This is a genomic window from Candidatus Protofrankia californiensis (assembly GCF_900634765.1).
Lineage (GTDB): Bacteria > Actinomycetota > Actinomycetes > Frankiales > Frankiaceae > Protofrankia > Protofrankia californiensis.
Genome location: NZ_CAAAFT010000251.1, coordinates 1 through 19,165, shown reverse-complemented (window position 1 = coordinate 19,165; position 19,165 = coordinate 1). Strand labels below are relative to the sequence as shown.

The window sequence follows — 19,165 nt, the reverse complement described above, 5'->3', positions numbered from 1 at the left end:
GGAGCTCTCGGCGATCTCACCTGCCGATGACGCACCGTCGTCCGACGGAGGCCGACGAGTTCCGATCAGCAACCCAGGGACCTGGGGACCTGGGCCTCCCAGATCGGCTTCCGGGCCCCCGAGCGCGAGAAAAATATGATCGCGCCGCCTTTGGCCTTCTCTGGCGCAGTCGGGCTGTCAGGCCCCGCTTCCGTAGGGGCGGGTGAGGACCTCGAGCAGGTGACCGTCCGGATCCTCGAAGTAAACCCCGCGGCCGCCGTCGCCGTGGTTGATCTCGCCTGGCCGGCTGCGGCCCGGATCGGCCCAGTAGCGGATACCGCGCTCACGGATCCGTCCGAAGATCTCGTCGAACTCCGCTTCACTGATAAGGAAGGCGTAGTGTTGCGGAACGATCGTTGCTTTGGTCTCGGCGAAGTCGAGACTCACGCCGTTGTCGGCTGTGACCACGAGGAAGTGCCCGAACGGCGTGGGGGCGTCCAACCCAAGAATTCCGGCGAGAAAGGCGGCCGACGCGCTCTTGTCATGGGCTGACACGATGGTGTGATTCAGCTGTACGGTCATGGTAGTGACCTTTCTGGTGTCTGCTGTGTCTACTGTCTGCCGTGATGGGCGAATCCGTTGTCTGCAGTGGTGGGCGGACGCAATTTCGACGATCATCGGCTCCGGACGCTGGGCTGCACCGCACGCGGGCGGACGGCACGGCCCGGTTCGAACACCGGCTCCGAACTGCCGCAGCTCGTGGACGCCCGCGCACCAGTGAACGGGATCACACTGTGGCGTCCCGAGCCGACATTCTCGGGGCGTCCGGGTCGATGCCCCAGCTGATGATGCGCCGCGGATGGATGCGGATGACTTCGCGGCTCAGGTAGGCTGCGGGCGGGTCCTCGTCCGTCACCGCCTCCGCCTTGCCGCGGATCTCCAGGCCGCGGACCCGCCACGGGTCCACGGAGGCGATGTCGTCGACGACCAGGGAGACGGCCGCGGTGGCGGCGACGTTCCGGAACTTGCGGCTGGCACCCAGGCTGTAGCCGTGGATGTCGATGGTGCCGGCGGCCTCGTTGTAACGGAAGCCCACCGGGCTGTTCTGCGGCGAGCCGTCGGGCGCGACCGTGGCGAGCCGTCCGAGCCGCTGGCCGGCGAGGTAGGCGCGTTCGATGTCGGTGAAGGACATGACAGCAGCCTGCAACCTGAACCGCACTTCATGTCAATAGGGGATGGCGCGGGCGGTTTCGACGCCACGACCAGGCAGTTGATCGCCAGCTGGCAGTTGCCCGCAGAGGCTTGCCGGCAGGAGGTTGCCGGCGTGGCAGGGTGAACCGCGGACGCCAACGGCGATGCGCGACGATGAATTATGCCCGATTTCGAGCCCATCGGGCGGTATCAGCCGCTTGCCGTACCGACCCCCGCCAGAAACCGGCCGGAACAGGTGCGTTGGGCGGACGCGATGAAAGCCGCGCAGGCGCGCATGATGACCCCCGCGCTTACCGCCCAGGTCGCCTTGGAACTCGGACTGAAGGACAGCGCCGACAAGATCCGGCGGTGGCTCGCCAACGAATCCGCAGTCGACCCGATCGTCATTCCGGTCCTTGCCCGTGCGGTGGGTGTCCACCCGCTGGAGATGCTCGCCGCGGCGCTGGTGAGCAGTTCGGCGGCGGCCGCATCGGTCGGGCCGTCCGGAATACGGGACTGCCGCGTACAGCCCGGCACCAGGTGTGTCAGCTCTTCGGCGGTCCACTCACCGACGCTGTCCACGAGCTGCGACGCGCCGACATTTTCACGTCGTTTGTTGGTGTCGAAGATGAAGCTTTGGATTCCGGAGGCCTCGACGAGCACGAGATGGCGCTCTATGGCCACGATCCTTCCCCCTCAGAGACCCAGAGACCCCCTAAGGCCGCACCCTGGCGCCTTACGCTACCTATCGGCGTATAACGGTCACATCTCGGGTCCGCAACGGACGGACCCCGATAGGCACCCCCGCCGATCCTCCGCCGCGCCCTGCACCCATCCCTGACGGACATCCCTGCCGGGGTGGCGGTGCTTGTCGTGGTCGCGAGGACGGTAACGCCGCGTTGACCCCCTGACCGGGACCTACCTCAACCACATCGAACGCTTCTTCCGCCTTGACCGCTTCACCACGCCGGAACGCCCCGACGGCGCGGCCGTACGCGTCTACGCCCCGTGATCAGGCGTACGTCTCGCCGCGCTCGGCCTTGGCCACCAGCGACGCCGGTGGGGTGAGGTGCTCGCCGTAGCGTCCGGCGAGCACCCACGCACGGGCGACGAACCCCGGCAGCCCACCCTGGTAGCCGTTGATGTACTGGATGACGCCACCGGTCCACGCCGGGAAGCCGATCCCCAGGATCGAACCGATGTTCGCCTCCGGCACGGAGCGCAGCACGCCCTCGTCGAAGCAGCGGACGGTCTCCAGCGCCTCGGCGAACAGCATGCGCTCCTTCATGTCCTCGAAGGGGATCTCGTGCCCGTCCTTGACGAAGTGCTCGTGGAGGCCCTTCCAGAGACCGGCCCGCTTTCCATCGACGTACTCGTAGAAACCGGCACCACCGGAGCGCCCCGGCCGCCCGAACTCGTCGATCAGCCGGTCGACGACCGCCTCGTAACCGCGCTCCCGCCACACACCGCCGGCGGCCTGCAGGGCCGCCCTGGACTCCTGACGGATCTTGCGTGGCAGGGTGAGCGTGAGCTCGTCGAGCAGCTGCAGCGGTGGGGCCGGGTAGCCGGCCTGCGCACCGGCCTGCTCGATGGAGGCGGGGTTGAGCCCCTCGCCGACCATCTCGACGGCCTCGTTGAGGAACGTGCCGATGACGCGGCTGGTGAAGAAACCGCGGCTGTCGTTGACGACGATCGGCGTCTTGCGGATCTGCTGGACGACGTCGAACGCGCGGGCGAGTGCGGCGTCGCCCGTCTTCTCACCGACGATGATCTCCACCAGCGGCATCTTGTCGACGGGCGAGAAGAAGTGCAGGCCGATGAAGTCCTCCTGCCGCTGCACGCCGTGGGCGAGCGTCGTGATCGGCAGTGTGGAGGTGTTGGAGCACAGCAGCGCGTCCGGGGCGACGACGTCCTGGATCTCCCGGAAGACCTTGTGCTTGAGCTCGGGGCTTTCGAACACCGCCTCGATGACGAGGTCGGCGCCGGCGAGGTCGGCCACGTCGGCGGTCGGGGTGATCCGGGCGAGCAACGCGTCGCCGGCCTGCTGGGTCGTGCGGCCCCGCTGCACCGCCTTGACGACGAGGTTCTCCGAGTACCCCTTGCCCTGCACGGCCGCGTCGAGGGTGACGTCCTTGAGGAGGACGTCGGCGCCCGCCTTCGCGTAGACGTAGGCGATCGCCGCGCCCATCATCCCCGCGCCGAGCACCGCCACTTTGCTCGCCGGCGACGTCGGGTGGCCGGCCGGCCGGCTGGCGCCGGAGTTGATGTGCTGGATGTCGAAGAAGAACGCCTGGATCATGTTCTTCGCGACCTGGCCGGTGACGAGGTCGAGGAAGTAACGCGACTCGATCACGAACGCCGTGTCGACGTCGACCTGGGCGCCCTCGACCGCGGCCGCGAGGATGGCCGGCGGCGCCGGCAGGTTCGTGCCCTTGAGCTGCTTGCGCAGGTTCGCCGGCAGCGCCGGGAGGTTGGCGGCGAACGCCGGGGTGGACGGTGCGCCGCCCGGTATCTTGTACCCCTTCGTGTCCCAGGGCTGCGCGGCGGCCGGGTTGGCTTTGATCCACGCCTTGGCGGCCGGCACCAGCTCGTCGACCGAACCGACCAGCTCGTGTACCAGACCGATCTCCCGCGCCTTGGCCGGGGTGTGTCGCTGGCCCTGCAGCAGGACGCCCAGCAGCGCGTTCACGATGCCGAGCAGGCGCACGGTGCGCACGACGCCGCCGGCGGCCGGCAGCAGGCCGAGGGTGACCTCCGGCAGGCCGAGCTGCAGGCCGCGGACGTCGGCGACGATCCGGTGATGGGCTGCGAGCGCGATCTCCAGGCCGCCGCCGAGCGCCGAACCGTTGATCGCCGCGACGACCGGGCGGTCGAACGTCTCCAGCCGGCGCAGCTGGTTCTTCACGGCGGTCACGTCGTCGAAAACGGCCTGCCGGTCGTCCGGACCCGTTCTGATCAGATCACGCAGGTCGCCGCCGGCGAAGAAGGACTTCTTCCCCGACGTCAGCACGACACCGGTTACGGTGTCCTTCTCCCGCTCCAGCCGCTCGACCACCGCGCCCATCGATGTGGTGTAGGCGGCGTTCATGGTGTTGGCGGACTGGTCCGGGTCGTCCAACGTCAACACGACGATGCCGTCGGCGTCCTGCTCCCAGCGGATGGTGTTCGGCTCGGTCATCGGTGGTCTCTCGTCTCCAGGTCGTGAGCGCGTGGGCGGCGGGCCCGGGGGCGCTGATGGGAGCCGGCTCGGGCACGGCGGTGGGATGCGGACGGGCAGGTGTCGGCCCGGTCGGGACAGGGCGAGCCGGGGACGCGCGGACGGCGGGATACCGGCGGCGGGCCGGGGCTTCAGACCAGCTCGACCAGCGTCGCGACGCCCATCCCGGCGCCGATGCACAGCGTCACCACAGCCCGCCGGGCGCCGCGCCGCTCCAACTCGTCGACCATCGTGCCGACGAGCATCGCCCCGGTGGCGCCGAGCGGGTGTCCCATCGCGATCGCGCCGCCGTTGACGTTGAGCTTCTCGCTCGGGATGCCGATGTCCTTCTGGTACTTCAGGACGACGGACGCGAACGCCTCGTTGATCTCGAACAGGTCGATGTCGTTGACGCCGAGGCCGGTGTGCGCGAACAGCTTGCGCGTCGCCGGAGTCGGCCCGGTGAGCATGATCGTGGCGTCCGCGCCGGAGGTCGCCGTGGCCACGACCCGTGCCCGCGGGGTCAGCCCGAGCTCGGCGCCCGCCTGTTCGCTGCCGACCAGGACCAGCGCGGCGCCGTCCACGATGCCCGAGGAGTTCGCCGCGGTGTGCACGTGGTCGATCTTCTCCACCCAGTGGTACTTCTGCAGCGCCACGGCGTCGAACCCGCCCTGCTCGCCGACTGCCGCGAACGACAGCGGCAGCGTGCCCAGACTGTCGACCGTCGACTCCGGCCGCATGTGTTCGTCGTGGTCGAGCACGAGCAGGCCGTGGTCGTACACCGGGATCACGGACCGGGCGAAGTAGCCGTTCTTCCACGCGTGGGCGGCGCGCTGCTGCGACTGGATCGCGTAGGTGTCGACGTCCGTGCGGGAGAAGCCCTCGATCGTGGCGATCAGGTCCGCGCCGACACCCTGCGGCACGAACATCGTCTGGTAGTTCGTCGCCGGGTCGCTCGCCCAGGCGCCGCCGTCGGAACCCATCGGTACCCGGGACATCGATTCGACCCCGCCGGCGAGGACGAGCTCGTCCCACCCCGAGCGCACCTTCTGCGCGGCGGTGTTGACGGCCTCCAGGCCGGAGGCGCAGAACCGGTTGAGCTGTACCCCGCCGACCGTGTCCGGCAGCCCCGCGACCAGCACCGCCGTGCGGGCGATGTCCGCGCCCTGGTCGCCGACCGGGGCGGCGACACCGAGCACCAGGTCGGAAACCCGGTCGACGTCGAGGTTCGGGTTGCGCTTGCGTATCTCGTCGATCAGCCCGACGACCAGGGAGACCGGCTTCACCCCGTGCAGCGAGCCGGTCTTCTTGCCGCGGCCGCGCGGGGTGCGGATCGCGTCGTAGATGAATGCCTCGGTGCTCACGTTGACGCTTCCTTCCTGACGAACCTGACGAGGAGGCTGCTTCGGGCGGCGCGGGTGGGCACGCTCGGCTCCGGCTGCGGCGCCCGCCCGGACCGCCGACCACGGGATGCACGGTCAGGATCAACCCATTAACAGTCAATCCTGACTGTAGCAGCGCGTCAAGCGGTCACGTCCGTACGAACACGGTGGACTCGCCAGGGAAGGTGGAGTCAGGCCGGCTCGGCCATGGTGCGTCACAAGCCGAGCAGTTGACGCGCCATCCGTTTCCACTGGGCGAGATGTGGGTCACTGTCCGCGGTGCGCAGGTCGAATCCGTAGGTCATCACGACTCCGCGCATGCTCGTTATCAGCAGCTCCCGCACCTGCGGGAAGTTCTCCCCGGATGCCAGCGCCGGGCCGAACGTGTCCTCGACGGCGGACCGGATGGAGACGCCGAGCCGGCGCTCGGCGGGGGCCAGCGCATCCCGCAGGGTCTCGTTGGTGCGGGCCGCCGTCCACAGTTCCATCGCCGCCCAGAAGTACGGCTGGTCGAAGGTCGACCACATCAGCTCGATCGCCCAGTCGAGGCGCGCCGTGCCGCCGGAGAGGTGATCCGGCGGCTCGCCGAACCGCTCCCACACGGAGGTCAGCCGGGTCGCCACGAGGTGCTGGGTTGCCGCGACCAGCAACACCTCCCGGGACGGGAAGTGGTGCAGCAGCCGGCCCCGGGACACCCCGGCCTCCGCCTGGATCACCAGAGTGGTGGTGCCGGCGTAGCCGTGTCGTACAAGGCAGTTGACCGCCGCGTCGAGGATGCGCTGACGGCTGTCCGTGGTGCGTTCCTTGTGGGTACGCTGACCCGGCTGGCCTGACCGGCCCGGCGCTGCCGTGACACCGGCGCCCGAGCCTGGAGCCCCCGGCGCGGGCGAGGCACCGCCGGAGGTGGCCGCCTGGGGGGCGGGCCGGGATGTGGACATGGAGTGAACACTACCGCCAACCGACCGTTTGACGGTCAGAACTGACTGCCGGCGAAGCCGGTCCGGGCGGCCCAGGCCCCCGGGTTACGAAGGGCCAAAGGCCGCGCAATCATGCTCTATGTCGCGCTGCCGGCGACCCAAGCCCCCAAATCATGACTTGCGGGTCATGACTTGCGGGGCCGGTAATCCACCAGTCCGAGGGCCAAGCCGCGGTCAGGTAGCGTTCCCGCAGGGTCCTTTTGACCAGTTTCCCGGTCGGGGTACGCGGCAGGACGTCGAAGAAGTCGACGCTGCGTGGACACTTGTAGTGGGCTATCCGGTCGCGGGCGTATTCCAGCAGCTCGCGTTCGAGGTCGGGACCTGGTGACACTCCGGGCGCGGGCTGCACGACGGCCTTTACCGCCTCGCCCATCTCCGCGTCGGGCACACCGATGACGGCGACGTCGAGGACCTTGGGATGGAGCGCCAGGCAGTCCTCGACCTCCTGCGGGTAGATGTTCATCCCGCCAGATATGATCATGAAGGACTCCCGGTCGGTCAGGAAGAGATAACGGTCGGAGTCCAGGTAGCCGACGTCGCCGGTCGTCGTCCAGGTGGGATGACGGGGATGCTGCGCCGCCGCCGTCTTCGCCGGGTCGTTGTGGTAGCGGAAAGGAAGCTCGTCCCGCTCGAAATAGATTGCGCCTATCTCGCCGGCAGGAAGTTCCTCGCCGTCCTGTCCGCAGATCCGGACGGTGCCGAGATAGCCGTCGTGACCGACCGAACCGGGCTTGCGCAACCATTCCTCACTGGTGATGAACGTGGCGCCGGGGCCCTCCGTGGACGAGTAGTACTCGTGGAGGATCGGACCCCACCAGTCGATGATCGCCCGCTTGAGCTCGACGGGGCACGGCGCGGCAGCATGGATCGCCACTCGCATGCTGGACAGGTCGTAGCGGTCGCGGATGTGGGCCGGCAGCTTGAACATCCGCATGAGCATCGTCGGCACCCATTGGCTGTGGGTGACGTGGAACCGTTCGATCGCGCTGAGCGCCTGCTCCGCGTCGAACCGCTCCATCAGGACGACCGTGCCGCCCAACGACTGCACGACGCCTGCGTACCGCAACGGCGCGGCGTGGTAGATCGGGGCGGGCGAGAGGTAGACCGTGTCCGCGTCCATGCCGTAGAGCGCCTGGCTCAGCGCCACCAGCCGGTCACCGGGTTCGTGCACCTGCCGGTCGGGCAGCTCCGCCATGACACCCTTGGGCCGGCCGGTCGTACCGGAGGAATACAGCATGTCCGCGCCGCGCGGCTGATCGGGCAGCGGCTGCGCGGAGCAGGCCCCGACCTCCGCCTCGTAGGACAGGTGACCCACGACGTCGCCGCCGAAGGCAAGCCGGTGGCGCACCGAGGGCGTGTCGGCGACGACAGCCGCGGCGAGCGTGGCCAGCGCGGCCGACACGATGATCACTCTGGCACCGCAGTCGTTGACGATGTAGGCGATCTCAGCCGGCGACAGGTGCCGGTTCACCGCGGTGAGGTAGAGCCCACTGCGCTGGGTGGCCCAGTACACCTCGAACGCCTTGAGGCCGTTGTCGGTGAGCAGCGCGACCCGGTCGCCTCGGCGCAGTCCGGCCTCGTGCAGGTACCGCGCCAGCCGCACCGATCCGGCCTCCAGATCCGCGTAGCTGAGGATCTCATCCGTCCCTGCCAGGACCGCAGCCGGCTTGGCCGGCGTTCGCGCCGCGTGCTCCCCGGGATACATGCACACTCCTCGATTGATGTTGCATATCGATCGTTATACAGAGTAGGAATAGCCTAAATATGATGCGGATTTCACGCCAACCCGTGGGCGCGGCGTCGACAGCCGGAACGCTCACGGCCGCGCGCGACCTGGCCGGATTCCAGAAACCCGGCATGAAGGGCTCATAATGGAATAAGTGACGCCATCACAACGCCCGCGACCTGCGCGGATGCCCCGCGAGAAAGCAATTTATTGTATTTTAGACACTAAACACCACAATAAATAACGTGTAAAACAAGCGGAATCATGAGATGCTAGGCACGGCCCAGCGACGCCACTGTCTTCGCCAGCGCGGGCCGCCGCCTGGGGATCCCCTCCGCCCCACGGCCCAGCCCGAGGTCGACCCGCTCCGGGTAGAGACCCGCCAGCAGCCCGAACTGCTCCGCGATCGTCAGCGGGGCGTGGTTGGGCAGCAGCACGGCGCCGGATCCCACTACGTGTTCTCGGGGGGCTCCGCGCCGAACGCATGCAGGAAGGTGTCGACCGCGGCCCGTGTGACGCTGTGCAACTCGGCATCGGGGAGGCGCCGGGTACCCAGGCGGGAACGCGACTCCATCGAGCCGGTGAGCAGCGCGCCGAGCTGTTCGGCTGCCTCGGCCGGGTCGCTTATCCGCAGCCGGCCGGCGAGGGACAGCCGCGCCAGCCGGTCGGCGAGCGCTTCGGTGACAGGGTTGGCCGCCCGTCCCTGGATGATGTCGAGCAGGTCGGGGAACTGACTGATCTCGGCATACAGGAGCCGCCGCAGCGCCCAGGACCGGTCGTCGCAGTAGCACTGGACAAGACGGTGGCCGACGCTCTCCAGTGCCACGCGGATGTCCCCGTCATGGTCGCGTAGGCGTTCGACCGCGGCCAGGTTCTCGGCCATCGCCCGATCCGCTTCGGCTGCTATCGCCTGGCGGAGCAGCGTCTGCTTGTCACCGAAGTGGTTGTAGATCGTGTGCTTGGCGACACCGGCCTCGGCTGCGATCGCGTCCACGGTGGCCTGGGCGTACCCCTCGCGGGCGAACACGGTGAACGCGGCGTCCAGGATCGCCTGCCGTTTGTCGATGCGCCCACGCGAGCCGGCCCCCCCTGCCGCGGCCGACGCCGTCGTTGCGCCCACCGCGCCACCATACCGCAACGCACGAGTTACAGCACCCGTACGTGCACGAATACGCACCATCCAGTTCCTTGAACACGCGTGGGGCTGTTAAAGTGCACCATAGAGTGCAAATCTGGGAACGATCTGGGAAGCATGTGAAGGCACCATGCCGCGCACACGGGACGACCGGCTGGATCCCGCGCTTCGGCTGCTGATCGGCGTGATCCTGCTCGGCGGGATCATGGGCATCCTCGACGGCTCGGTGGTAGCTGTCGGGATCGACACGCTCGCCACGCGGTTCCACACGTCACTGAGCACGATCGGCTGGGTCTCCACCGGGTACCTGCTGGCCCTCACCACCGCCATCCCGATCACCACCTGGGCCGTCGACCGGTTCGGCAGCAGGAAGCTGTGGCTGTTCGGCCTCGTTCTCTTCCTGGCCGCATCACTGGCGTGCGGGCTGGCCTGGAACGTGCAGACCCTGATCGTCTTCCGTGTCCTCCAGGGCCTCGGTGCCGGCATTCTCGATCCGCTCGTGCTGACGCTGCTGGCCCGCGCCGCCGGCCCCCGCCGCGCGGGACGGGTCATGGGCCTGATGGGCATGGTTCTCTCCGCCGGCCCGGTACTCGGGCTGATCGTCGGCGGGATCGTCCTGCAGGGTCTTACCTGGCGGTGGATGTTCCTCATCAACCTGCCGATCGGCATCGTCGCCTTCCTCGGCGCACTGCGGGTGGTGCCAGCCGAATGGGTACGGTGCACCCGCGGCCGGGCTGCTGGTGGCGCCCTTCGCCGCCGGCGCCGTCGTCGCGATGCCGCTGTCGGGACGCCTGTCCGACCGGCTCGGCGCACGGAGCCTGGCGCGCGGCGGCGCGGTGGTGACCGCGCTCGGCGGGCTCGCCTTCACTCAGATCGGAGCGCGCACGGACGAGGTGTGGCCGGCGCTGGCCGCGCTGGTGGTCGGCCTGGGACTCGGCTTCGTCGGCGTACCGACGATGGGGTGCTGTACCGGACGCTGCCCGCCCCGCTGGTACCCCAGGGCAGTTCGGTGCTCTACATCAACCAGCTCGGCGCCGCGATCGGCATCGCCGTCGTCACGCTCATCCTGACGACCGCCGGCGACGGTGACGGGATGGCGGGCTTCCACCGCGTCCACTGGTTCGTGATCGGCACGGTCGCCGTCATCCTGGCCGCCGGTATGCTCCTGCCGGGACGACCCGAGGCCCTGGCGGATACCGGTGCCGAAACGGCCGACATCTGCGCAGACACGGTTGCCCGGGGAGCCGCCCGATGAAAACTACTGTGATTTCAGGGGAATTGACGGGAAACAAAGGGGCCGCGGGTGCAAATCCCGCCACCCCGACTTCGCAATATCAGGTCGGGGGCCTGATCAACCGGGTGGATCAGGCCCCCGAATGGTTTTCGAGGTCGTCCTGGGAGCCATCCGGGAGCCGATCCCGAATACGGTCCCCGCCGAACGGCTGGTCGAAGAGGCGGGCGAGTCCGAGCTGGGCCCGCCTGATTCCGTGCCGGCGAATTCCATAATCGACCGCGGCACGCAGCGCGTCCTCATCGCCTCGGATGAGCGTGAAGACCTTGCCGCGGAAGACGACCTTCATCTGATCGCCTTTCACCAGGTGCAGATACCACGCGTCCTTGATGCTCCGGGCCGCCTTGGCCACGACCGCGTCGACCGCGGCTTCCGGGACTTCGACCCTTCGAAAGGTGACTTCGCCCCGCTCGGCCTCCTCCTCGAGGAGAACGGCACTGCTGCCGACCACGTTCACCTCTTCGAGCAGGGCGGGGTCGTCGAGACTCTCCTCGATGAGGACACCACGCCACACGGTTGTGTCCGACATGCTCTCGCACGCTCCTTCTGCCGGTTCGCCGCTGGCGGCCCGGGCGGGACTCGGCGTCACCCGGGCCGGGCCTGGACGGCGGGAATGGCCGCGGTCAGGGTCTTCTCGTACCGGTCGGCGGCATCGTGTCCGCCGGACGGACCTGCACCACCGATCGGACAAGGTCCCACCGCACACGCAGGACACGGTCCCAGCCGCGCTCCGTCCGGTGTTTCCGGCTGCGTGACCGCCCGGTCCCACACGTGACGATATCCATGGGGCGGCGCCCGGTGGGATCTATTCGTGAATAGGCCGGAAAACCACATCGGATGGTATCCTTCGGCGTCGTCCCATGAGCCGGGCGTGTGGTCCTTCGCCAGGACACGGAGGCACGGCGTCGAGATCGCGTTCTATGCAATGTAGCTGGAACGTTCCATGGACCTGACATGACCGAACAGCAGCAAAGCCTGCACAACCTGTATCTGCTCTATGAAGCCGCCAGACGAATCGGTCGCTCGCTGGACGTCGATCGCACAGCTCAGGATCTGGCCGACGTCCTCGTCCCGGCCTTGGGCGACATCGCCACGGTCGACATCGACGATGCCGTCCGCGCCGGGGACGAGCCCTCAAAAATACTCGGTGGCGGGCAGCTGCCTCTTCGTCGCGTCGCCGCGGTCCGCAACAGCGGCTGCTGGTCTCCCGGATTCATCCTGGCGGGTATGCTGACCCCGTCGTTATCGGACCGGCCGGAGATCAAAAATCTTCAGCACGGCAACGTTCTGATGGCCTTCACCCGGGCGGAGGCAATTCCCGCCGCGGGCGATTTCGCGGACATGATGGTCCCACTGGACGCGCACTCCGGGATGAGCGCGCCCCTGTACGTCCGTGACCTCCTGTTCGGGATCGTCACCGTGTGGCGGACCGGCTCGACTCCCGTCTTCGATCGAGACGACCGCAAGCTGCTGCGGGAGATCGTCTCCCGCGCCGAGCTCAGCGTGGACAACGCCCGCCGGTACACCCGCGAGCGCCATGCGGCCGTCGCGTTGCAGCAGGGTCTGCTGCCCCGCGCGAGCACCGACACCACCGCGGCCGAGACGGCCGGCGTGTACCTTCCGGCCGATCGAGGGTGCGATGTGGGCGGCGACTGGTACGACGTCATCCCCCTGTCCTCGCTGCGGGTGGCCTTCGTCGTCGGTGACGTCATCGGGCACGGCCTGTCCGCCAGCGCCACCATGGGCCGGCTACGCACTGCCGTGCAGGCCCTGGCCGACCTGGATCTCGATCCCGGCGCACTGCTCACCCACCTTGACGACCTTGTGCAGCGGCTTGCCGACGAGGCCGACCTGTCCAGGCGGGACGTGGTGGGCGCGACGTGTGTCTACGCCGTGTACGACCCGGTCGTCGGCCGCTGCACGATCGTCAGCGCCGGACATCCACCACCGGCCGTGGTGACACCGGAGGGAACCGTCGACTTCGTCGACGTCAGCCCCGGCCCGCCGCTGGGCGTGGGAGGCATGCCGTTCGAGGTCACCGAGATCGACCTGAAACCCGGCAGCATGCTCGTTCTGTATACCGACGGGCTGCTCAACCGGCACAACCGCGACGTCACCCGGGGCATGGAATGGCTCCATGACCGCCTGGAGGCGCTCTGCGACGCGGACCGCCCCCTGGACGACATCGGCCGCGCTCTGCTCGGCGACACGTCGTCAACCCCGCCCGCGGACGACGTCGTCGTGCTGCTCGCCCGCACCCGCACCGTGGCGGCCGAGGCCGTCGTCGACTGGGAGTTTCCCGCCGACCCGTCCGTGGTCGCCGAAGTCCGGAGCCTGACGACCCGGCAGCTGGCCGCCTGGAACCTCGACGATCTGGTCTTCACCACCGAACTGGTCGTCAGCGAGCTGGCCACCAACGCCATCCGGTACGCGCAAGGCCCGATCAGGGTGCGGCTCATCCGCGACGCCCTTCTCGTGTGCGAGGTTGCGGACGCCAGCAACACCCAACCGCGGCTGTGCTACGCCCACGCCACCGACGAGGGTGGCCGTGGCCTGTTCCTCGTAGCCCAGATGACCCGGCGTTGGGGCAGCCGCTACGGCCGGCTGGGTAAGACCATCTGGACCGAACAACCGACGCATACGGTATACAAATAGTGAAGATACAGAGAGTGAAGCGGCCTCCACGCCTGCGCGATCTTTTCGATGCGTTCACAACGGTCGGGACGCATACGGTATACAAAGTCCCGGGGTTACCGAGCGGACACGCGGGACTCCGCAAACTGCTCCACGATCGTTCGGCAGAAGGCCGCCAGGTCGGCAGGCGAACGGCTCGTGGTGAACTGCCGGTCGACGACGACCTCCTCGTCGACCACCTCGGCCCCGGCGTTGCGTAGATCCGTCCGAATGCTCGGCCACGAGGTGATCCTGCGCCCGCGCACGACATCGGCCTCCACCAGTGTCCAGGGGCCGTGACAAATCGCCGCAATGGGCTTGCCGGTCGCAGCGAACGCCCTGACGAAGCCGACCGCGTCCCGGTCCATGCGCAGATGATCGGGATTGACCGTCCCGCCCGGCAGCAGCAACGCGTCGTAGTCGTCCACCGACACCTCGCCGACCAGCCGGTCGACGGCGACGGTCCCCGCCGGGAGCGTGTCCTGCTGGCGGGCCTGAATCTCACCGGAGTGGACGGACAGTACCTCGGTCCTCGCACCGGCGCTGTGCAGCGCCCCGCACGGCTGGTCGAGCTCCACCCGCTCGACACCGTCCGCGGCCAGGATCGCGATCGTGGAGTTCGTGCGCCATGTGGTTCCCTCTGCTGTTCGCGTGTCGTGTCGCGACAGCGCCCCCGCAGCCTGCCTGTGTCCTCCCGCAGGTATGGACGGTGGCGAGCCTGCGCTGTCGTGCTGCCTGCCGTCAGCAGTTTCCTGTCTGATAGATAGGCAGAGCGAGCACAGGTCAAACCCTCGACCCCGACCCGACTTGCGACGGCCTCCGACCCTGACGGGGTGAACCGGTCGGATGAAGGGATTGCCGGACCGGGAAGCCGTCGACCGGCTCCCCTTAAACTCCCCTTAAAACAGCGGCGTCCACAGCCGTCCGGAGCGGACAGCCGTGCGCCTTCATCGGTCGCGTGGATCGGCAGCCGCAGATGGTGTCGACCTCACTCGCGCGCAGGAGGCTGACATAAAGACAGCTGGACAGCACGTGGGAAAGGGCCACGGTACTGCCGGCGCGGTGGCCGGAGCAGTTATTGTGGCTTTTCCGTCCAGGTTTACTACACCTGGGAACACCTCGCACGAATTGCGAGGTGTTCCCAGGTCCCATCCCTATACGATCGGTGGGGCGTGAATGCCACCGATCGTACGGGATTGAGTTTCCGTGGCACCCATACCTGGACGCTGCGGCTCACCAGGAGCTTCAGCGTGTCGGGCGGGGCCGTGTGCCTCGGAAGGTCCAAGAGATCATGAGGTGAATCCGGAGACGGCCCCAGGTACGCCAGGACGATCCAGTCGATCTCTCCGGAATCAATCTCCCGAGACCTGGGCAACTACGGGGTTCTTTGTAATCCCGTTGCGTTCAGCAACCGGGTGCGCGTCCGCGCCTTGTACTAACCGGGCAGCAGGCTGGCCGGATCGAAGTCTTCGTCCCAGTAGTGCGGGCGGACAACCGGTATGCCGAGCGCCTCGAAGACACGGTTGTCCTCCCAGTAGGTCGACTCAAGAATAATCTTTCCCTCGTCGTCGAACTGGTGGAACGTCGAGCCGATGGTCTCCAGCGTCTTGCCACTGGTGGGCAGGCCCCGATAGGTCGTGGCCCCCTCGATCTTGACGCTCCAGTGGATGAGGCCGTAGTTGCCGTTGCCCCCGAACCACTCGGTCGGGGTGAACGTGTAGGTGCCGTTCTCCCCGTTGGCGATACCACCCAGCTTCTCCGCGAGCGTCGCGCGGTCGGTGATCGTGTCGTCGAGGTGGTCGTCGACCTTCGTGTACTCGAGAGTGAAGTAGTCGGCGTACAAGTCACCCAGGGCTGCCGTGTCACTACCAAGAGCGGCGGCCCACCGCCGCGCATGGTCCAAGCCGGTGGCCCGGGTGAAGGGAGCACCGGACGACGCCGCCACCACGGCGGGCTTGGTACCGGTCAGGCTCTTGCTGGGGCTCACGGGCCCGACCGTGCGCAGGACCGCGGAGGCGTCCCACCAGGAGGACTCGCGGGTGATGAGACCCTTCTCGTTGTACTGGTGGAAGGTGTGACCCTGGGTGCCGAACGGCTTGTTGGCGACGTCCAGACCGAGGAAGACGGCGGCGTGCTCGGGGCTCCACTCCCAGCGGATCAGCCCCGAACGCTCGTCACCGATGTAGGAGCGGATCCGGAAGTTGTGGATGCCGATGCCGTTGTCTGGGTCCTTGTTCGCGTACGGGGCGAAAAGACGGTGCAGGTCCGGCTTGCTGTTGATGTTGTGCTGGTCGAGCATCACGTCTTCGAAGATGAAGCTGTCGTCGTAGAGCTTGCAGATCGATTCAGAACTCTCACGGAATGCTTTCAGCCACTTGACTGCGAAATTGTAGTGCATGAAGATTTCTCCTTGTCCTTGTTCGGGCCTTCGCAAGGCGGGGCGGAATTAAAGCTTCGAAGTATCAGCTCTCCCGGAGGAGATCAGTTTGTTGAGGCGTTCGACAGGTTTGTTCCAGCTATAGGGCGATGTTTGTTCTGCGCTTGTTCTGCCAGCAGCCATGAGTCACAAGACCACAAGCTCACCCCCGTGAAGTCGCCTGGCGCGGGAGCGTGACGGGGTGTCGCCGCAGTCCTGAACGAACTACCCGGACGACTGGCTCTTCGCCAGGCTCCCGGTACGGTCATATCAGCGGCATGCTGTGGACGGAACAAAAGACCTTGCCGAGCATTATGGACACGGTGGCGAGGCTGTGCCGGTCGGCCGGCGCAACGCGGCTGAGCAAGCCGGACAGCTTCGGGAAGCAAACGAGCGTCGCTGGTCAAGCTCATCGACGTCGCACCGATGACCGTAAACGTTGTGGCCATCAGGTCCTCCACATGTTCGCCCGCGACACCCTGCACGGCGCGGATCCTCGTCCGCCAAGTCATTTACATCAGGCGCAAACCATATTCCGGGGTGATTGGGTCCGCGTCACCCCCCGGGAGGAAGTCCGTCCCACGGCGGGATGATCTGCCTGCCGCGTCCGCGCGACGACGGAAGCAGTCACGGATCCGAGTCCATCCGCTGGCGGCACCGGCGCAGCAGGCCGCTGGATCCTCCGGCCGGGCGGCCGCTCCCGGGAGCGCGTCACCCCGTCGAAGGACGGCGTCTGCGCTGTGCGGAGTCCGCATACTCGACATTTACCCGGCCGGCTGGCCTCTGCTCCGCGACAAGATCGAACGCGGCCTGGTCCAGTTTCTTCAAGAATGCGGGTGGACGGCCGCCCTTCGCCGAACATCCGGGTGTCCGGGCGGCCTGAAATGTGCTGAACCGTCGAGCCGGCAAAAATTCGGCGGATTCGGCATGCCCGCGCATCATCCCACGAACGGGATACCCCGGCCGGGGATCGCTCGCCCGTATGGCTTTCAGACGGAAAGCAGACCGGCCGGCAACGAACTTCGTAGCCAATGCATGACACTGCGCAGCGGCACGGCTCTTTGTTCGAAGCTACAAAAAAGCCCGGACCAGCGAGACGACAAAGCGTCGATCACCAGGCAGGTTGTCATCTGCCTCAGCGGGTGTGACGAAAGGAACTGACATGACTTCTGCCACGTTTCACCAGCCCCTCCCGGGACGAGGACGCTGACCCGTGCTGCCCTTCGTCATCTCCGGTCTCGTCAGCGGCGCCGTCTACGGTCTGGCCGGCACAGGTCTCGTTCTGACGTACAAGAGCTCAGGTTTCTTCAACTTCTCCCACGGCGCCTTGGCCACGATCGCCGCGTACATATTCTATACGCTGCATATCCAGCACCATCTGGCCTGGCCGCTGGCCGCCGCGATCTGCATCCTCGTCGTGCCGGTGCCGGTCGCGTTCGCGCTGGAGACGGTGGGGCGCTCCATCGCCCGCGGCGGGCTCGCGGTGCAGGTGTCGGCCACCGTGGGCCTCGCGCTCGCCCTGCAGGCGGTCGTGCTGCTGGTCTACGGGGTGGAGACGACGCGTTCCGTCCCGGCGTTCCTCGCCCACGGGCAGTTCCCGCTCGGCAGCACCAACGTCCAGTACGCCGACCTCGTCACCTTCCTCGTCGCCGTCGTCACCACCGCGTCGCTCTATATCTTCTTCCGGTTCTCCCGGGCGGGTGTCGCCATGCGCGGCATCGTCGACGACCCGAACCTGCTCGCCCTTTGCGGCACCGAACCGGTACGGGTCCGCCGGGCGTCATGGGTCATCGGCGTCGCCTTCGCGTCGACGTCGGGCGTGCTCTTCGCCGCGCTGTTCCCGCTGGACCCGGTTCTGTTGACGCTGCTGGTGGTGCAGGCATTCGGCGCGGCCGCGCTGGGTGGATTCAGCAGTCTCCCGCTGACCTTCGCCGGCGGTCTCGGGATCGGCGTACTCGCCTCCCTGTCGACCACATGGTTCACCTCCGGCCTGCTCGCGGGTGTCCCCCCGGCGGTGCCGTTCATCGTGCTGTTCCTCGTGCTGCTCGTGTTTCCGAAGAGATACCTTCTGGAGGGTTCCCGCATCCTGCCGCGGTCGAAAGCGGGATGGACCGCCCCGACGCTCCTGCAGCTCGGTGGCGGCGCGGCGCTACTGGCCGTCCTGCTGTGCGTTCCCGCCTTCGCCGGCATCCGGGTCGGCGTCTGGACCACCGCCGTGGGCGCGACGATCATCTTCCTGTCACTCGGCCTCCTGGTGCGGCTGTCCGGCCAGGTCTCGCTGTGTCACGTCGGTTTCGCGGCGATCGGCGCATGCGCGCTCGCGCACTTCAGCGTCGACCAGCACCTGCCGTGGGGCCTCGCGCTGGCGCTGTCCGGTCTGGTCGCCGTCCCGATCGGGGCGTTGTTGGCGATCCCGGCAATGCGGCTGACCGGGCTCTACCTCGCGCTCGCCACCTTCGGGTTCGGCGTCGCGTTGAGCTACATGTTCTACACCCAGGACTACATGTTCGGCGACACCGGAATCGGGCTCACGGTGCCCAGGCCCGGCGGCTTCGCGTCCGACAGCTCGTACTACTACCTCGCCCTCGCGATAACCGTCGTCGCGACACTTCTCGTCGTCTTCCTCGGCCGCGGGCGGCTCGGACGCCTGCTGCGTGGTATTGCCGACTCGCCCATGGCCATGACGACGTCGGGGTCGTCGGTGAACATCACCCGTCTGCTGGTCTTCTGTCTCTCGGCGTTCATGGCGGCGGTCGGCGGCGGCGTGGTGGCCGCCGGGCAGCAGACGATCTCCGGGATCTCCTACCCGCCGCTGCTGTCGCTGACCTTCCTGGTGCTCGTGGTCATCTCCGTGGGAGGCGCGCCGTGGTACGCGATCATGGCGGCGGGGCTGCTCTATCTCGTGCCGTCCTATGTCAGCGATGAAAAGGCGGCCTACTGGCTGCAGCTGGGCTTCGGTCTCGCGGCCCTCGCCTACGCGGCGCTGCCGGCGCGCGTGTTGGAGGTCCCAGCGCCCGCGCGGCACGCGATCGACCGGGTCTTCCGGCGGGGTCGGACCATCCGCACCGCGGTCGCCACCGCGGACGCGCCCGTGGTCGCCAAGGTTCCGGGCGGCCGGCTGGAGGTTCGGGACATCACTGTCGCCTTCAACGGCAACGTGGCCGTCGACGGCTTCTCGCTCGCCGCCGCGACCGGCCGG

At 67.7% G+C, this 19,165-nt stretch carries 13 protein-coding genes and 2 pseudogenes; 3 read left to right on the top strand and 12 right to left on the bottom strand.

The window, feature by feature from the left end:
- Positions 1-177: 177 nt before the first annotated feature.
- From DD1DGNOD_RS13520 to DD1DGNOD_RS13480, 9 genes and pseudogenes are all read right to left on the bottom strand, one after another.
- Positions 178-561: a VOC family protein gene (locus DD1DGNOD_RS13520; protein WP_131766762.1), complete on the bottom strand. Its 384-nt coding sequence runs from the start codon at positions 559-561 to the stop codon at positions 178-180.
- Positions 562-766: 205 nt separating this feature from the next.
- Positions 767-1,171 carry a PPOX class F420-dependent oxidoreductase gene (locus DD1DGNOD_RS13515; RefSeq protein WP_131766761.1) on the bottom strand — a complete coding sequence of 135 codons (405 nt, stop codon included), beginning with the start codon at positions 1,169-1,171 and terminating at the stop codon, positions 767-769.
- A gap of 209 nt (positions 1,172-1,380) precedes the next feature.
- Positions 1,381-1,854, bottom strand: a complete 474-nt coding sequence (locus DD1DGNOD_RS13510; protein ID WP_131766760.1) for a hypothetical protein — start codon at positions 1,852-1,854, stop codon at positions 1,381-1,383.
- A 328-nt stretch (positions 1,855-2,182) separates the two neighbouring features.
- Positions 2,183-4,348 carry a 3-hydroxyacyl-CoA dehydrogenase NAD-binding domain-containing protein gene (locus DD1DGNOD_RS13505; protein ID WP_131770291.1) on the bottom strand — a complete coding sequence of 722 codons (2,166 nt, stop codon included), beginning with the start codon at positions 4,346-4,348 and terminating at the stop codon, positions 2,183-2,185.
- Positions 4,349-4,518: 170 nt separating this feature from the next.
- Positions 4,519-5,730: an acetyl-CoA C-acetyltransferase gene (locus tag DD1DGNOD_RS13500; RefSeq protein WP_131770290.1), complete on the bottom strand. Its 1,212-nt coding sequence runs from the start codon at positions 5,728-5,730 to the stop codon at positions 4,519-4,521.
- Positions 5,731-5,963: 233 nt separating this feature from the next.
- Positions 5,964-6,686: a TetR/AcrR family transcriptional regulator gene (locus DD1DGNOD_RS13495; protein ID WP_131770289.1), complete on the bottom strand. Its 723-nt coding sequence runs from the start codon at positions 6,684-6,686 to the stop codon at positions 5,964-5,966.
- Positions 6,687-6,795: 109 nt separating this feature from the next.
- The gene (locus DD1DGNOD_RS13490; RefSeq protein ID WP_131766757.1) at positions 6,796-8,430 is read right to left on the bottom strand and encodes an acyl-CoA synthetase; all 1,635 of its coding nucleotides are present in this window, start codon (positions 8,428-8,430) and stop codon (positions 6,796-6,798) included.
- Between the two features lie 362 nt (positions 8,431-8,792).
- Positions 8,793-8,924 (bottom strand): annotated as a pseudogene (locus DD1DGNOD_RS13485) (LLM class flavin-dependent oxidoreductase); the annotation flags it as partial.
- On the bottom strand, positions 8,903-9,571 hold the full coding sequence (locus DD1DGNOD_RS13480; protein ID WP_241251486.1) for a TetR/AcrR family transcriptional regulator: 669 nt from the start codon (positions 9,569-9,571) through the stop codon (positions 8,903-8,905). The pseudogene DD1DGNOD_RS13485 and the gene DD1DGNOD_RS13480, both read right to left, overlap by 22 nt.
- 145 nt (positions 9,572-9,716) lie before the next feature.
- On the opposite strand from DD1DGNOD_RS13480, the pseudogene DD1DGNOD_RS13475 reads away from it, so the two are divergent.
- Positions 9,717-10,841: pseudogene (locus DD1DGNOD_RS13475) on the top strand (MFS transporter).
- A 109-nt stretch (positions 10,842-10,950) separates the two neighbouring features.
- On the opposite strand, the gene DD1DGNOD_RS13470 reads toward DD1DGNOD_RS13475, so the two are convergent.
- Positions 10,951-11,406, bottom strand: a complete 456-nt coding sequence (locus DD1DGNOD_RS13470; protein WP_131766755.1) for a hypothetical protein — start codon at positions 11,404-11,406, stop codon at positions 10,951-10,953.
- Positions 11,407-11,831: 425 nt separating this feature from the next.
- On the opposite strand from DD1DGNOD_RS13470, the gene DD1DGNOD_RS13465 reads away from it, so the two are divergent.
- On the top strand, positions 11,832-13,532 hold the full coding sequence (locus tag DD1DGNOD_RS13465; protein ID WP_241255696.1) for an ATP-binding SpoIIE family protein phosphatase: 1,701 nt from the start codon (positions 11,832-11,834) through the stop codon (positions 13,530-13,532).
- A 95-nt stretch (positions 13,533-13,627) separates the two neighbouring features.
- Here the strand turns inward: DD1DGNOD_RS13465 and DD1DGNOD_RS13460 are convergent, their stop codons facing one another.
- Together DD1DGNOD_RS13460 and DD1DGNOD_RS13455 are read right to left on the bottom strand one after the other, a co-directional pair.
- Positions 13,628-14,161, bottom strand: a complete 534-nt coding sequence (locus DD1DGNOD_RS13460) for a type 1 glutamine amidotransferase domain-containing protein (protein ID WP_131766753.1) — start codon at positions 14,159-14,161, stop codon at positions 13,628-13,630.
- 824 nt (positions 14,162-14,985) lie between these two features.
- Entirely contained in the window at positions 14,986-15,948 is a 963-nt protein-coding gene (locus tag DD1DGNOD_RS13455; RefSeq protein ID WP_131770287.1) for a hypothetical protein, read from the bottom strand.
- Positions 15,949-17,179: 1,231 nt separating this feature from the next.
- Here DD1DGNOD_RS13455 and DD1DGNOD_RS13450 point away from each other — a divergent pair.
- Positions 17,180-19,165: ABC transporter permease subunit (locus DD1DGNOD_RS13450; RefSeq protein ID WP_131770286.1), on the top strand; the 1,986-nt coding region annotated here is incomplete at its 3' end.